The organism is Paenibacillus agilis (assembly GCF_007786455.1).
Taxonomy (GTDB): domain Bacteria; phylum Bacillota; class Bacilli; order Paenibacillales; family Paenibacillaceae; genus Paenibacillus_B; species Paenibacillus_B agilis.
The window spans coordinates 332,151-349,094 of sequence record NZ_VNJK01000003.1 but is presented as its reverse complement, the minus strand read 5'-3'; the positions used below and the strand labels follow the sequence as shown (position 1 = coordinate 349,094).

At 45.5% G+C, this 16,944-nt stretch carries 12 protein-coding genes; 2 read left to right on the top strand and 10 right to left on the bottom strand.

The features are described from left to right. Positions 1–5: 5 nt before the first annotated feature. The 6 genes from FPZ44_RS20525 to FPZ44_RS20500 form a co-directional block, all read right to left on the bottom strand. A complete protein-coding gene (locus tag FPZ44_RS20525; RefSeq protein WP_144993425.1) occupies positions 6–1,331 on the bottom strand; it encodes an ABC transporter substrate-binding protein in 1,326 nt (441 codons plus the stop codon). A gap of 6 nt (positions 1,332–1,337) precedes the next feature. After that, positions 1,338–4,064, bottom strand: a complete 2,727-nt coding sequence (locus FPZ44_RS20520) for a putative bifunctional diguanylate cyclase/phosphodiesterase (RefSeq protein WP_144993423.1) — start codon at positions 4,062–4,064, stop codon at positions 1,338–1,340. Between the two features lie 250 nt (positions 4,065–4,314). After that, positions 4,315–5,961 (bottom strand): ATP-binding cassette domain-containing protein, encoded by a 1,647-nt coding sequence (locus FPZ44_RS20515; RefSeq protein ID WP_144993421.1) that lies wholly within the window; start codon positions 5,959–5,961, stop codon positions 4,315–4,317. Between the two features lie 38 nt (positions 5,962–5,999). Continuing rightward, a complete protein-coding gene (locus FPZ44_RS20510) occupies positions 6,000–6,599 on the bottom strand; it encodes an ECF transporter S component (protein ID WP_144993419.1) in 600 nt (199 codons plus the stop codon). A 27-nt stretch (positions 6,600–6,626) separates the two neighbouring features. Further along, positions 6,627–7,415 (bottom strand): energy-coupling factor transporter transmembrane component T, encoded by a 789-nt coding sequence (locus FPZ44_RS20505; RefSeq protein ID WP_144993417.1) that lies wholly within the window; start codon positions 7,413–7,415, stop codon positions 6,627–6,629. A gap of 8 nt (positions 7,416–7,423) precedes the next feature. Then, entirely contained in the window at positions 7,424–8,332 is a 909-nt protein-coding gene (locus FPZ44_RS20500; protein ID WP_144993415.1) for a TetR/AcrR family transcriptional regulator, read from the bottom strand. A gap of 269 nt (positions 8,333–8,601) precedes the next feature. Between FPZ44_RS20500 and FPZ44_RS20495 the strand changes: the two genes are divergently transcribed. Beyond that, positions 8,602–10,194 (top strand): MDR family MFS transporter, encoded by a 1,593-nt coding sequence (locus FPZ44_RS20495; RefSeq protein WP_144993413.1) that lies wholly within the window; start codon positions 8,602–8,604, stop codon positions 10,192–10,194. A 259-nt stretch (positions 10,195–10,453) separates the two neighbouring features. On the opposite strand, the gene asnB is transcribed toward FPZ44_RS20495, so the two are convergent. Continuing rightward, on the bottom strand, positions 10,454–12,328 hold the full coding sequence (asnB, locus tag FPZ44_RS20490; RefSeq protein ID WP_144993411.1) for an asparagine synthase (glutamine-hydrolyzing): 1,875 nt from the start codon (positions 12,326–12,328) through the stop codon (positions 10,454–10,456). Positions 12,329–12,604: 276 nt separating this feature from the next. On the opposite strand from asnB, the gene FPZ44_RS20485 reads away from it, so the two are divergent. Continuing rightward, on the top strand, positions 12,605–13,726 hold the full coding sequence (locus FPZ44_RS20485; protein ID WP_144993410.1) for an alpha/beta hydrolase: 1,122 nt from the start codon (positions 12,605–12,607) through the stop codon (positions 13,724–13,726). Between the two features lie 533 nt (positions 13,727–14,259). Here FPZ44_RS20485 and FPZ44_RS20480 read toward each other — a convergent pair. The 3 genes from FPZ44_RS20480 to FPZ44_RS20470 form a co-directional block, all read right to left on the bottom strand. After that, positions 14,260–15,531, bottom strand: a complete 1,272-nt coding sequence (locus tag FPZ44_RS20480) for a methyl-accepting chemotaxis protein (RefSeq protein ID WP_144993408.1) — start codon at positions 15,529–15,531, stop codon at positions 14,260–14,262. 66 nt (positions 15,532–15,597) lie between these two features. Beyond that, entirely contained in the window at positions 15,598–16,008 is a 411-nt protein-coding gene (locus FPZ44_RS20475; protein ID WP_144993406.1) for a disulfide oxidoreductase, read from the bottom strand. A 67-nt stretch (positions 16,009–16,075) separates the two neighbouring features. Further along, positions 16,076–16,783, bottom strand: a complete 708-nt coding sequence (locus tag FPZ44_RS20470) for a thioredoxin domain-containing protein (RefSeq protein ID WP_144993390.1) — start codon at positions 16,781–16,783, stop codon at positions 16,076–16,078. Positions 16,784–16,944: the final 161 nt, after the last annotated feature.

Below are 16,944 nucleotides of genomic sequence, written 5' to 3'. Positions count from 1 at the left end.
AATACTTATCGTCTTACGCTCATCATATCCAGTAATATTTTACGCGATTGCCTTACCTCTGCATTGATCGCATATTCAATAGATGAAAGCGCCTCATAAGGCTTTTCATCATTATCTACTGCTTGCTGCCTCTTCGCTCGATACTTCTCTTCCATATCTACATCAAATGGACTTGGCCGATATTCAACGATATGATTCGTCAGCTTCACATACAGCTCATTAGCATGCTGCCCCCCTAGAAATGCACTCGCGCTATTCTGTTCCAATAGCTGAAGTCGAGAGGGAAGATGTGCAGCCACTATTCCGTCTTGGTCCATATTTTCATACGCATATTTCATGAATTCCCAAGCCAGCTTCTTATTGTTCGACATCTTAGGGATCATGAAATACGTACCGTCTGAAAATCCATACGTACCCAAGGGCAATCTAGTTGCCCGCCATAACCCCTTCGTATCCGGCGCTATTTTTTCCAGGCGTCTCTCACCCCATGTCCCGAGATACACCATTGCCTGTTGGCCTGAGCGAATCGCTTCTTGCCCTGCCTTCGTACGCAAAGGAACGTTAAGCGCTAGATCACTTTCTTTTAATTGCTGTGACAGCTCGAAGGCTCGTGCGATGTGAATGTTATTACGGTTAAACATATACATATTGTCGAACAAAGGATTTGCTGACTCCGCCCAATCTAAAGGATTGAACACATCCTGCATGATATAGATTCCTTCTTGCCTCAACCTCATTGCCATAGCAAGCAAACGCTCCTTGCTCTCCATATACTTCGCAAGCTCTTCCGGTTCAGATGGATAGCCGTACTTTTCCATGATGTCTTTGCGATAATACGTCAACAGAGGTGAAGTCGAGATCGGAAGTGCAAATAGTCGCTCATTATCAAGCGAGTGTGCCGCTTTCAATAGCGGAATGGACATCGTATTTTTGAGTCTATCCTCTAAAAATTCCCCGCCTTTTAAGTCCACCAAACCGTCAATTACACTAAATTCGCCGAGAAACATATGATCGACTTCCATAATGTCTGGAGCGTTACCGCTGACTAATGCTTCTCTATACAAATTCACATGATCATGATAATTAACACGCTTAATATGGACGTTTACCCCTTGATTGTTCTTTTCGAAACTTTCAACCAGCTCAGTATAGTTTTCACTATATGCCCATATCGTAATCTCTTGTGGGATTGGTTCATTACCCTGCGCTTTATGTTCTCGCGGCCAAGTTGATACCTGTTCTGTACGGGCACAACCAGAAAGCAGCAATACAAAGAAACATATGATCAACGCAGTAAGCACATATCTATATGATAATCGAACTTGTTCCATGTCCGATCAACCTCCAGGTCGAGCAGCTCCCAATGTATGTTCCATCATCGCAAATTGATGAAATTGTGCGACGAACTCCTGTGCTGGAAGCGGCGGTGTTATAAGGTATCCTTGAATTTGCGTACAGCCAAGCGCTTTTAGCTGCATAAGCTCCTCCACTGTCTCTACTCCTTCTGCCATAACTTTAAGGTTCATGCTTTGGCCCATCTGGATGACGGCTTGTACGATCGAAACGTTTGTGTCGTCACTTTGTAAATGTCGAACGAAGGAGCGATCGATTTTTAATATGTGGATTGGCAGTGTTTTCAAACGACTTAAGGAAGAATACCCAGTCCCGAAATCATCTACCGCTATCTGAATTCCGCGCTTGTCCAACTGATTTAATACGTATATCGCTTGTTCCACATGCTTGTGAACATAACCTTCGGTAATTTCAAGAATCAAGCTTTCAGGATCAAAGCCTGTTTGTTCTAAAATGCGGTCAACACTGGCCAGGAAATCATGGTTCAGAAATTGACGCAGCGAAACATTAACAGACAGCTTAAAATGTGGAACCTCTTGCTTGCTTGTCCATTCTAGATGCTGCAAACAGGCAGTACGCAGTACCCAATCACCAATCGGAATAATGAGTCCCGATTCTTCTGCCAAGGGAATAAACTTGGATGGAGATACAAATCCGCGTTCTGGATGATTCCAGCGCAGAAGCACTTCAGCAGCAGTAACAACTCCCGCAACATCAACAATCGGCTGGTAGTTAAGATGCAGCTGGCCGCGATCCAGTGCTTTGCGCAGATCACTCTCCAGCATATGCCTTTCTGGCAGCTGCTCTGGATGAAGCTGATCATAGAACATATACGTCTGCCCTCCCCGATCCTTAGCAGCATACATAGCCGTATCAGCGTGCTTCAACAGCGAAGTAAACTCCGTTCCGTCATCCGGATACATAGCAATACCAATCGATGCCGATATGTACAGCTCATAGGAAGATACAAAAAAGCTTTCCCGGAACTGGGTTAAGATTTGGTGCGCCACAACTGTCGCGTCTTGCCGGCAGCTGTCCTCCATGATGACGACAAATTCATCGCCTCCAAGACGTGCACAAATATGCGCTCCTGCAATATTGCTCATACAACAGGTTAATCGTTGTCCAACCCTTACTAGCAACGAGTCACCTATGTTGTGACCTAACGAATCATTAATGTGCTTAAATCGATCCAGATCGATAAACATGAGCACGAGCGAAGAAGATTTCTGCTCAGCAGCCTTTAGCGCTTTCTCAAGATTGACCGTAAAATAATGTCGATTCGGGAGCTGCGTCAGTGTGTCATAATATGCCAAATGTTGCAGCTTCTCCTCGGAAGTTTCCAGCATCGTTGTCTGATCGACCAGCTTCTCGTTCATCCGATTCATCTCACGTATCATTTCTGCCAGGCGGTCGGACATCATCCGGAAGTTATGCACAAGCGACCGAATTTCTCCAATGTTACTATCTGGCCACGGAATTTTATGAGTAAGAAGTTTGTTGGGCATCCCCGTTGTGATCGCTGTAAGGTTGCTAAGCGAGCGAACGATATAGCGATTGGCTAGTATGGACATACCTGCTGCAAGCGAGCATAAGATGAATAACGTTGTATATTTTTGCAAATAGAGCTCAATCGTTTCTTTTAAATAATGGGAGATGGGCAGCAGCACCACAACTCTGTTTATGGGATGCTCCTTCAATTGTCTCTCCATTACGTAGTGACCATCGCTCCATCGACGAGTCTCATAATCATAGTCATGCGCAGATGGAAGCCATCTGAAAAAATGCTGTATATCATTATGGTTAAGATTAAAGCCATCAATGGATATAGAGTCTTTCTCTATTTTCCCTTCATTTCCACTCATATCTGTCATCTTAAACCAATGTCCATCGGTAGATGCAATGAGCTCATTATTACTATCATAGAGAGATATTTTTAATAAGCTGTTATGAGAGTAATCCTCAATCATTCGTTCGACCTTACCCACCTGAATCATGTGGCTTAAGGCTAAACTTTGGCGCTTGCTGAGATTCATCTCGTACAGCCAATCCGACACGAGACGCGTCTGTGTATCTAGAAAATAGAAGGAATCCGTTTCAATCTCGCTGCGCATTTGTTTGCTGTCTAGTACCATGTTGATCATAAAAGGAATAAATATAGCTGCGATGCAAAGATGGGTTAAAAGTTGGCTCAAATAAACCGACTTCTTGCGGGTCTTCGGAATGACGCGCGACCATGGAACGTAGGTAACGATGATGTCTGCGAGAAAAGCATTAAGCAAACCATTCATAGCAAACATGAAATATTGAAGCAGTACTTCCGCACTGAGTATATCCGTTGACAAATAAAAGAATAAGGCGGCAAAAGGAGCTCCTATACAAAGCCAATACAATCCGCTCCATAACAAGAGCAATTCTCTCTTACGCTCATATAGATATCCAACCAAGATAAGCTCTAAGCCAATTAACAGCAGGGTAACTGATCCAAAACCCAAAAAATATAAGCCAAGACTAACAATTAATGCGGAGCCAGCCGCCCATTGGGTACCGAACAAAACGAGGATAATAAGTAAAAAGGCGCTGCAAATCATAAACTCTGCGCCATATGCATATTGAATGCCATACTGCGTGAAAAGGGCTGCGAATACGATGAGAACCGCACAAATGAGCCCCGCACGCCACGAGCTAAAAGGTAGCAAAGAACGCGGCATAGCAAAATTACTCCTTTACATATTGAACAGACATACATAAGTTAATGTTCTGCCGCTATCTGCACGACACTGCGAATAGATGTACAAGTCACGGAGAAAGGCATCGAATTGGAATAACATCCCTCACCATGAAGGCATTACATAAATAAATTCGACACAAAAATGACTTTTCCTACCTATTGCAAATAAAAAACCGACACCCTCATCGTGTCGGTTGTTGTTAGATCCGTTATATCCCAATCCGGATCAGCTAGTTCTTCTTATCCCTTTTTACATTTTCATGTTTACTACTATGGAGATTCCCATTGTTCATCATCCATACTTGCCAGTTTGTTCGCTCCTGCGCAAAACAATCCCACAACTCATCATGAGTTGCCACGATAAGTGCTGTGCCTTGCTGACGCAGCAGCTCACAATAATGAATCAACGCAGATGCAGAACGTTCATCCAATCCTGCAGTCGGTTCATCCAAAATAAGCAAGCCGGGACGATGAGCGGTTGCGATGATAACATTTAACATACGTCTATCTGCGGCAGGGAGTTCTTGTGGATTATCCTGCGCTTGCTGCGTCAAGCCAAGCAGCTTAAGGTGGTCTTCAACCCATCCAGTCCGCAAACGTTCTTGGTTGCCTTGATTGGACTGTATCATAGGCATAGGATCAACCTGTTCCACCCTGCCGTCATTTTCGTTTAGCGGCTTTGCTGGAATCAGCTTAAAAGGATTTCTTCCAATTGAAATAGCGCTGTCGTACGCAAACTCAAGCTCTTGCTGCACAGTATCATATAAAAACATTGCGTAGCTGGACTGCGGCACATAACCGATAAGCCGAGCCAATTCATGCGACTTCAGCTTCGACAATGAATGTCCAGCTATGCTGGCAGTACCATGCTGCAAAGGTAGTGATTGTGTAATCAGATGAAGCAGTGTTGTCTTTCCTGATCCGTTCTCTCCTTGCAGCAGCACAGCTTCTCCCGGCATCAGTATACCATCCGCCTGAATACCGAATGACAGGTCCGGATAGCCTGTTCCTGCATCTTCAAGCTTAATAGCCGGTACTTGCAGCCGCATATCGAAATTTCTGTTCTTCTTATCTTTAGACTCTCCATCGCTTACATTAGTTATAGGGAGAGAACTAGCAAGCTCAAACGGTATCGTTGAACGCAATTGTCCTTGCTGCAATTGAAGCCAACTGGCTCGCACCCAGAGGGGATGGATTCGATCCCGGTGCTCTACTCTAGGCAGGATCATGACCAGCGTATGACGAGGAGACTCCTCCAGCCACCGCAAGAGCGCATCTGCAAACATCTGCTTTGCGTCTCTATCTAGATGACTCCATGCATCGTCCATGATGAGCAGCTGCGGTTCCATCGTCCAAACGCTGCTTGCAGCAATTTTCTGTTGCTGTCCGCCAGACAGCTGCTCCACAACAGACAAGCGGTAATCCAGCATATCCATTCGCTTGAGTTCTTTTTCCATGCGCCGTTCAATTTCTGAAATGCCAACGCCCAGATTAGCTGGCCCGAAAGCTAATTCATCTTCTACAACTCCAATCACGAAGGAAGATAATTCGCCACCCATATGTCCAACAAGGAGTGATGGAGCGGAAATAGGCGCTTGGAGTGAGAGAGTTCTATGAATATGCTCTGAACCCTTATCGTCTCCTTCGCTGCATCCATCGGCTTCATTGTTCACATACACGTTGCCATCCAATCGCCCTTCATGTTCTGGCATAACTTGAGCCATAATGCGGCTTAACGTGGATTTACCACTGCCGCTCTCTCCTAATATGACCGTGAAGCTCCCCTGTTCGATAGTCAAATCTAACTCCTTCAATAAACAGGGTGCATCCGGGTAGCTGAAGCTGACTTGTGATAGTCGCAGCAAAGGCTTATTCATCGTAAATGGCCTCCTTTTGCTTCCCTGCTCATTGAATCTTAAGCAGCGTTATGGTATTGCTGACCGAGTGCATATGGGCGCACATATCGTGTTGGCGCCAGCCGATCTCCTAGCCATTTCGTCAAAGCCCCGCACAGCAGCATACCGCTCGCACAACGAACAAATAGGGATACGATGAGTACCGTAGATGAATATTCGGTATAGCCAAACATAAACGCTGCCACTACAAACCAAAGCGGTACCATTGCAACACCTGCGAACAGCATTGCAAGCCAGCCGAAGCGCTTATAACGATAAATGAAGAACAACGGCTCAACAATTACGGCATAACAGGCTGCCGCTGCAATGGAAGACCAGATACCATACGATGTACCAACCATAATCTGCAGCAATGCCCCAATTGCATACGTACCTGCCGCAGCACCAGGCTTGCGAATGATATACATAGCCAATAGTCCATATACCATGTAGACACCGACGATCGTCGATGTTAGGATCGGCCCGCCCCATCCATTCAGCAGTTTGTTCACATGCGACAAGAGGGATGTCGCTACCCCATTCGCCGCGGCCAGCAAAGCCATCAGCATCCACTCTCTTACGGTAAGATTACGAAATGACTGTTTCCAAGAAGAATTCATATGATGCCCTTCTTTCTGTATCGATAATTAGAAATACACTAGTGTTGCGGCGGCGGCACCTATCGAAGCCGCCGCGAATAGCCAGCCCGCTGGCGAGATTGCAACGCGTCGCCAGTGGGTACGTGCCCGAGCCGAGCCGAAGCGCTTCGCCTCCATCGCGGTCGAGACATCCTGTACATGGCGAAGCGCGGAGCGCACGATGGCTAGGGCCATTCGGCGGGCGCTCTGCAAGCGCCCACCTACGCCGCGCACTGGCGTCAGCCGGCGCAGCCGCTCAGCGCGGCGTATTTGCTCCGCTTCGGCCAAGAGCAGCGGCACGAAGCGGAGCGCCACAGCAGCTGCGTATGCCAGCTTGTCCGGCATGCGCAGCTGCTGTGTTAAGGCGACGACGACATCCCTTGGCTCAGTCGTCGTCGCATAAACGATCGATGACGCAAATAACGTCATCGATCGCAGTGTCAGCGCTGCTGATAGCTCCAGCGCTGACGCTGTTAGCGCAGGCCCTCCGCTGCCAAATGGCTGCCACAACGGCTCATCTCCCCCCACGGGGAGCATGAGCCACTGGAACAGCAGCAGCGGAAGGCCGAAGCCCATCGCCCAGAGGGCGAACAGGCGCCATTGCTTCAGGCGCCAGCCTGCTCCAGTTCCTGCTAGAATCAGCACCACCAGGTACCAGAGCAACTGCGCGGTGAGCGACAACGTCAGCATCACCGCAAGGCCGGTGCAGAGAAGCCAGATCCCCTTCGTCAGAGGATCTAGGCGTCTAAGCCATCCCGGCTTCCCCCTTACAGACGGCACAGCTTGTCTACCGCTCATTGAATCGTTCACCCTCCGCTCGACCGATCGCGTTCAGCCAGCAGCAGATCCAATAGCCGCCCAGCAGCCTCTTGAATAGCTGACTGCTGCTGCGCTTGCAGAAACATCGTCACACTGCGAGCCTGAATACTCGTCCCACGGCCTTGCAGCATTTCACTTTCCAAGAAAGTAAACGCCTGTCGTACTTCATCATGAACGATGCCAGCTGTAGAAGACTCCTCAATCGCCTGCTTCAGTGAAGCAGCTGCCTCCCACATCTGTTCTTGGGATTTCGAGAAACCCGTCCTGCCGACACGCATAATATCATCCATCATTGCCTCATTCAGCACAGGAATCGGCTTATGACGCATCATGCTTTCTGCTGCCCCATCCATGACCTGTATGATATAAGCAGCTACCTTTCGATGATCAAGCAGCTTGTCATCAAAGGCAACATAGTTTATAAATTCAGCAATAACACCATTTAACGTTGTTGCGAGATCCAGCCAATAAGGTTGTACGCCCAGACCGTATACTTCTGCAATGACCTGTCGAAGCGCATAAAGCTTCTTCGCACGGTAAGCTAAAATAAGCTCCCTCAGTTCCTTCTTTTGCTGCAGATGAACCTCTTTGCGTTGGAAGGAAACGAACAGCTTGAACCGACTAAACTGATCCAAGGACTGCATAATAAGCTGCTCCAGCTTGTCTCTAGAGGATAGCGGCTCCTGCAGGATGTGCTGCAAGGCCCCATAAATTTGTTGATGATAATGCTCAAATATCGTCATCATAAGCTCTTCTTTCGATCGGAAGAAGGAGTATACCGAGCCTTTCGCTATTCCTGTTCGGTCAGCAATTTCTTGAATAGACGTCTGATGATACCCTTTTTCAGCGAACAGTGCCAACGCTTCTTCCATGATGCTTTGCTTCTTCGCTTCCATCAGCTCGCCTCCTTACAAATAACAATCCTGTACGAAAAATGACTATGGGGTCAATTGATCCCTACGTGAATCTCTATATTCTCTATTTCTATCGTCCGTTTACAACATACCACACAACCATCCACTCCTTAAATATGTACGATGAAAAACCTTTTGACTATACAGTCATTATTATGTATATTATCCCTAATATTAAGGCGTGACTAATCAGTCAAACAATTCAACCCACTTAAACCGCACGTCGTATACAGATGAGGTGAATCGAAAAAATGAACAGCAATCTTTCATACGCTGCACGCCCCAACCCTAATCGGGGATTTGTATTAGCGGGCCTCCTGCTCGGCATGTTCTTTGGCGCACTGGAACAGACAATCGTCGGAACAGCACTTCCCTCCATCATGAGTGACTTAAACGGTTTGTCGATCATGTCATGGATAACAACTGCTTATATGATAGGCTCTACGGCTGTCATTCCTATCGCAGGCAAACTATCCGATATTGTCGGGCGACGAAGTATTTATGGGATCGGATGGCTTGTCTTTCTTGTAAGCTCTGTTCTATGTGCTAACGCTGAGACGATGGAACAGCTCATTGCTTTTCGCGCTCTGCAAGGGATTGGCGGCGGCATGATCATGCCATTGACTCAGATTATGATCGGCGATATTTTCTCGCCAGCCGATAGAGCCAAGTGGCAAGGTGCGGTTGGTGCTGTATATGCGCTCAGCTCCATCCTTGGCCCACTGCTTGGAGGAATGATCGTAGACTTTGCGAGCTGGCACTGGATATTTTGGATGAACATTCCATTCGGTATCCTCTCTACGATATTTATCTTTATTGGTATGGCTAACGTCGATACTAACCGACAGCTTGTTGAGCGGCAACCGATCGATTGGCTCGGCATCGTTACATTTGTCCCCTGTCTCGTCCTCTTTTTGCTTGGTCTGTCACTCGATCGTGAACAGTACCCTTGGGATTCATGGATGACGTTGCTGTTATTCGGAAGCTCGCTCATCTTCCTGCTTGGATTTATTTTTATTGAAAAGCGTGCTGTGCAGCCTATTATTAGTTTATCTTTGTTCAAAAATCGTGTATTTCAAATATGCACGGCATTATCCTTCCTGATCGGACTTAGTTTGTTCGGTGCTATTATGTTCGTCCCACTGTTCATGCAAGGCATCGTCGGTGTATCCCCTGTCGAAGCAGGATCAACGATGACCCCGCTAATGATTGCGATGATTATAACGAGCATTATCGGAACTCGATTATTAATAAAAATTCGTTATCGCACACTACTTTCGATAGGCATGATCACATGTGTTCTAGGCTTCTACTTTATGAGCATGATGGGCGTTACAACTACGATTGCACAGGCTAGTATCGCTATGGTTGTGCTCGGGCTGGGGATTGGATTGGTTATGCCGGCGATTACGGTTATCGTTCAAAATTCATTTTCAAAAGACCAGCTTGGTACAGTAACTTCCACTTCGACCTTCTTCCGTTCCATCGGAGGAGCTATTGGTACGGCGCTGTTTAATGTCATCATGAACGAAGCGATTAAACTGAATATGACTGATGCTATCAACCATTCTGAACCTGCTCTAAAAACAGCCCTAGAGCAAACAGGCACCCATTCCGATGATTTATATGCGCTTATAACATCAACGAACACGCTATCAGGTTCAGGTAGTCCTGAATTACATTCAGCCTTGTTGACGACAGTGAAAAGCGCATGGGCAAACTCCTTCTCCTCGGTTTATATATGGGCATTTGGCATTGCTGCATTGGGGATTATTTTGACGCTGTTTATTGGAAATGGGCGAATTGAGCCTAACGGAAGCAAGAGCAAAAGTTCTGAAATGTAACACGAACTAGACGAGTGCCATTTACAAACTGGGCAATCTACAAAACTGCAGCGCCTCGTGCATGCTTCGTGCCTTGCCTCATTTGGCTGCATGAATCATCAATTGTGCACTGTGGAATATAAACGATATACAAAAGGAAAAAGGTACCCTCTGTCTTCACAACAAGGAAGAACAGAGCGTACCTTTTATTTATTTCGCTGCTACTATTAGCCGTTCAGTAGCAGCCTTTATTTCAAACAAGCGCTAGTGTGCGCTAATTTTAGCTATGGTTCGGCGAGAATGCGATATTGCTATTTTTGATGTACGTGTTATGCCACAAAGCAAACACATACAACGTCCAAATTTTACGAGAATAGTCGCCCTGGCCTGCTTTATGGCGGCGGAACATCTCTTCAATTTGACTCAAGTTTACGATTGGATCAATGCCGCTCGCAGAAATTTGCTCCCACATGATACCCGCACGGTCTGTGCGCAGCCAATCACGCATCGGTACAGGGAAGCCAAGCTTCGGACGGTTCAAGATTGAATCTGGAACGATTCCATTCATCGCTTGACGCAATGCATACTTCGTCGTTCCTTCTGCGATACGATATTTCATAGGAATTGTACGTGCCACATCGAATACTTTGCGATCCAAGAACGGAACACGAAGCTCTAGAGAATGAGCCATCGTCAGCTTGTCCGCCTTCATCAAAATATCTCCTGGCATCCATAGATTCATATCGATATACTGCATACGAGATACAGGGTCGAGATGCTTTGTACGCGCATAATATTCTCCAGCTTTATCAAACGGCTTCGTAAAGGAAGCTATTTGCTCAGCTGTCACACGCATAAGCTCTGGCTTCGCATCATCTGTGAAGATGTTTGCGTTACCTAGGAAGCGCTGCTCAAGCGGTGTCGTTCCACGCATTAAATAGTTTTTGCCGTAGAAGTTCAGCATTTTGCGCAGCATTGCATTTACAGAGCCCTTCATGCCGTCTGGCATCCAGTCCAAGTAACGCAAGGAATGCGGTTCACGATAAATACGATATCCACCAAATAGCTCGTCTGCCCCTTCGCCTGAAAGCACAACCGTTACATGCTCTTTAGCCAAACGTGCTACTTCGTACAAGGCAATGGCAGAAGGATCCGCCACAGGCTCGTCCAAATGCCATATCGCACGCGGTACAGCATCAAAGTACATTTCCTGTGTAATCATACGCTCAAAATGCTCGGTATCAATTTGACGCGCTGTATCGCGAGCAATAATCGTTTCATTGTTTGGCCCTTCGAAACCAACACTGAACGTCTTGATCGGCTCCATCGAACGCATCATTGTCGATGTGATCGTGGAATCGATACCACTGGATAAGAAACAGCCGCGCTGTACTTCACTGTGAAGATGATGCTCAACCGAATCCTTCATTACATGGCGAATCTCATCCAATACTTGAGTCAATGGGCGATCCACTGGATCGAACATCGGATCCCAATATTTGCGAAGCTTCGGCTCGCCTTGGAACGGAATCGTAATCGAGTGCGCTGGAGGCAGCTTATGAATGCCTTCATACATCGTATCCGGGTCCGGTACGTATTGGAACGTTAAGTAATTGTAGAAGCTGTTCATGTTCAGCTTGCGAGGTACACCCGGTACCGTCAAGATGCTTTTAATTTCCGAACCAAAAGCAAAAACATCTTCATTGCGATAATAATAAACAGGCTTAATTCCAAAATGATCACGCGCAATAAAGAGCTGCTGCTTGTTGCGATCCCAAATCGCGATGCCGAACATACCGCGCAGATGGTGAACACAATCTTCTCCGTACTCTTCGTATAAATGCACAATAACTTCAGTATCTGTATGTGTTTTGAATTGGTGCCCGCGAGCAATCAAGTCCTCGCGCAGTTCCATATAATTATAGATTTCTCCGTTAAAAATGAGCCATATCGAATCATCTTCATTGCTCAATGGCTGAGCTCCTTCAGCCACATCAATAATGGATAGACGACGGAAGCCGAGTCCGACGCGATCGCCGATCCATAGCTTTCCGTCATCTGGGCCGCGATGATGGATAATAGCCATCATATCGCGGACAATATGTTCAGACGGCAGTTGGCCGTTCAATTGTAATAACCCAGCAATACCACACATTCCAGTTCCAATCCCTTCGCTACACGCTAAACGGTGTCGAATAATAATCAGTATAAAGCCCCTGCCGACCGCAGGGACTTATCCTGTGTTACATTATAAACCTTTTTGACCAATTGCGACACCTACCCCTATTTTTTTGCACCAGTTCCTTGTCTTATAAACGTGTAATTTAAAGCTTTTCGGAACAACCTAATGGGACAAACAATAAGGACAAGGGGTCAAGCAGAAGGAAGAATTAAGAGAATGGCCCCGGTCTCAACCAAAAGAGGCGATGCCATGTTGTGGTTACTACTGCTATCAGGATTTGGAGCATTTGTATTGCTGTCGCTTTGGTGCATGCCCCGAATTGCTGTACATCAAATGACGCGCATGAAGCGCTCTTCGTATGACAATTGCCTAGATTTATTGGAAGAATACCGAATATTTTCACGCCAGCAGTTCAATGACCTTCAAAAAGAAGAGGTTCGCATCCAAAGTCATGACGGGCTGCAGTTATACGGCACTTATATTGAGCTCGTTCCTCATTCCAAACGAACCATGATTTTCGTACATGGATATACAGGCGCTTTACCTTGGTCTTCTCAGTTTATCGATATGTTTGCACAAGTCGGATTTAACGCTTTATTGATTGATCAGCGCAGTCATGGCAATAGTGAAGGAAAATACGCAACATTCGGCCATATGGAAAAATACGATGTGCAGGCATGGGTAGATTGGGTGGTAAGACGCAATGGAGATGACAGCATTATCGGCCTTCATGGGCAATCACTTGGAGGCGGAACCGCTCTTGAATATGTTGCCATCCACCGTCCACAAGTTCGGTTTATTGTAGCTGATTGTCCGTACTCAGACTTGACCGAGCTTATACGACATCAAGTAGTCAAGCTCAATCGCGCACCTGCTTGGCCATTAATGCCATTAATTGATCGTTTGCTGAAGCGTAAAGCAGCCTTTGAAATGAATGATGTCAGTCCTATTCGTGCCATAGCACAATCCAAACTGCCGATCTTATTTATACATGGGGCAGCTGATATTTTTGTACCCACTAAAATGAGCGAAGATTTGTATGCAGTAAAACCAGAACCAAAGGAATTGTTGCTCATTGATAAAGCTACCCATGGCGTATCTCATTGTCGTGAGCGAGAATTGTATCGAAATGCTGTCATCGACTTCGTGACACGATATGTTGGGCTGCCAAGTCCAACTCAGCAAGCAGAGGCAGATTTCGTTTATTCTGCTGTGCTTAACGAGTCCTACTCTGTTGCAACTGTTCAAGCTACTGAACTAGCTCAATTTGTTGAATCTGTCTCTACTGCCCCGACGCTTTCCGAAGAGGAAGCCGTACAAGTAGATGAAAATGAAAACAGAGAAACTGTACTAGAGCCCAACTTTGCCTAGAGACAAATATGCAGTTATTTTCGGACAAAAACTCGCTTTTTAAGGGATTTTCCGCAAAAATGCAGTTATTTTTTCAACTTAACCTGTTTTTACGCATTATCGATGAAAATAACTGCATTTTTGTCCTTAATTGCCTTCTAATGCGAAATTCTGCTTTAAATAACTGCACTTTTGTCCAATAGCCATTTACAAATTCATAATTTGTGATTGCAGAAAAGGAAAGCACTTAACCAATTACGGTTAACTAGTAGGTGCTTGAATGCTGGCACTCATTTAGCTCATTGCAACGAGTGCTTACGTGATATCCCATAAGCAGCCCAGCTCCAAATACTAAAAGCTTTTTATATCTATAAAATAAAAATAAGGGGCGTCCCCCAGTCATAACCATGACTTTTGGAACAGCCCCTTCAGAAGCTTGAAGTCAGAAGAGATTGCGACTCCTTCCTTCTCAGTACTTATAATAATTGAAAAATAACATCATTATATTGTCTATTGTTTGTTCTAGCTTCTATTACTTGTTGGTTGTACTAGCTTCAATCTTTGAAGACAGAAATTTGATCCCGAAGGCGATCAGCTTGATCGCGCAGCAGGTCAGCCGATGCAGCCATCTCCTCCATGAATGCATTCTGCTCTTGTGTAGCGCTAGCCACCTGCCTTGACCCCGCAGCCATTTCCATTGAAATGCTTGTCATCTGCTCGGTTTGTTCCAACGTATTAGAAAAACGAGCCGTCTGTTCATGTACAGCCTCAGCAATTTCATGCACAGCGGCTGAAGCTTGCTTCGTCACCGTCGCAATGTTTGTTAAGGCTAATGCTGCCTCGTCCTTCTTGTCAGCTTCTTTGTTCACAGTTTCCACTTGAGACGTTATCAAGTTTACTGCTTCTTTCATTTGAGCTTGCATCTGAACGATACGCTCATTGATATCATTCACCGCATCTGCCGACTGCTCTGCCAATTTGCGCACTTCCGATGCGATAACTGCAAAGCCAGCACCATGTTCCCCCGCGCGTGCGGCCTCGATGGATGCGTTTAACGCAAGCAAATGCGTTTGATCTGCAATCTCTCGAACGGTATAGGATATCGAACCAATCTGCTCCGCTTGTTCATTTAATCGCTTCACCGTTTGAATCGATTGCTTCCCTGAAGCTGCAGCTTGAAGCATCCCGTCAATGATAGAAGAAAGCATATGCTCACTTTGAGATAAAGTGCTCAACATTTGCTGGGTCATCTGCTGGGTGTCAGCAGCACGCCTCTGAACTGCAACTGCTGATTCATGAATCTCCTGAATCGTTTCAGAAGTCTTCTTCGCCCATACAGCTTGTCGCTCCGCGCCCTCATGCATATGTTCGGTCGTCACAGCGATATGCTCAATCTGACCAGCAGCATGAGCCATAGCTTGACTGAGCGAAACGGTGCTCGTTGTCGTAACATTCGCACTGCTCTTAATTTCATGGACAATGCTATTGAGATTATCCGTCATCTTACCGAATGCATCTATAAGCACTTGAATCTCATCTTGATGGGCATAGGTCGGCAAACTAACATTAAGCTCCCCCCTAGAAGCTTTATAAGCCGCCTTCGTCAATTGCATGAGTGGCTTCACAATGACTTGTGCAGCCAACCAGCCGAGCAGGCATGTCCAAAATATGCCTAACAGGAATATGATAGAGGTATAGAGCAGATCATTCATATTTGGAGCAATATAAGGCTTGATCACAAATATAAAGAAACCGCTCGTCCCATATGTGATACAAGATACGATCAATATTCCCAATACCATCTTAGCTCTTAAACCGAGTTTCATCTCTATATCTCCCCCAAAAGATTAGCGATTATATATCCTCGTACAGCTGAATCCCTTTCCCTTTTGCTACTCAGGTTTTCTGCCAACTACAAGCAATAAGATGATCAAAATAAAAGCAATCAAAGCAAGCATCGGTATCGTCAGCCAGCCCTCCAAATAATCGAAATTACAAGGAATTCCGACTTTACACGGTCCCATTTTCAATGCAAAACTCTCCACTTTTTGCAGTAAGTAATGATAGATGGAAATGCTTCCGCCAATAATCGGAAATGGCAATGCGTAAACGACAATGGAATGATCGTTGCGGTAAGCCGCAATACCCAGCAGTAGAACAAGAGGATACATGAAAATACGTTGAAGCCAACATAATTTGCAAGGTTCCCATAGTAAAATCTCACTCATATACAAACTGCCTGCGGTAGCAACAAGCGCTACTATCCAAGCCATGTACAGACCATAGCGGCGGAAAAAAGACATTACGACGCCTCCTTTATGGGTATATTCAATTCCCCTTGCTAGCAGTTGTATAAACTACACTACTAATTTAGGACGCCTCTAATGCTTTTTCAATCGCCGCCTTAAGCTCATCATAATTTAACGGTTGCTCTGTCATATGCAGCTTGCCATTAATAAATACGGTAGGTGTCGAGTTAACCTTTGCCTCTTTGCTCACACGATCATCATGTGCTAATTGCTCTGCATAGGTCTCATTACGAATATCATCCTCAAGCTTCTTCAGATCCAATTCTGGCGCAGCTTTTTTCGCAATATCCAACAAGTATTCTACGGTAAACTCTTGTGTTAAGTGTTCTACCTGATCGTTGTAAAGTGCTTGATGGAACTTCCAGAACGATTCATTGTTTTGTGCAAATACTGCTTCTCCTGCTAATGCCGCCAAACGCGTATTTCCTGGCTGGAACGTCATGTTGCTATACGAAAGCTTCACTTTGCCTGTATCAATAAAGTCTTTCTTCAACTCAGGATATACGTGCTGCTTCCAGTTCACACAAGAGCCGCATTTATAATCGCCAAACTCCACAAGCGTTACCTTTGCATCTTTAGAACCGATAACAGGTTGATTTGACAGATCAAACTGTACTACCTGCGTTTCTTTCTCTTGCTGTGCTTGTTCTTTACCTGTCTTGTCTAAATAACCAATTAATACGATTAAAAGAACAAGAACGACCGGGAAAGCAATTAAAGCTACTTTGCTAATTTTTTTGTTTCCTTTTTTGCGTGATTGTTTCGACATGATTAGTCACCTCTCGATTTGATTGTTACTATTCGCCACACAGGCATTAACTTCCTTGTTTTAATTTAATCGATATTCAAACATAATTCTATTTCTTTCTTTATCTTCCTCCGTAATATTGTCGAGATTGCCGCTTAATTTTGAATATATTTTGTCATCTT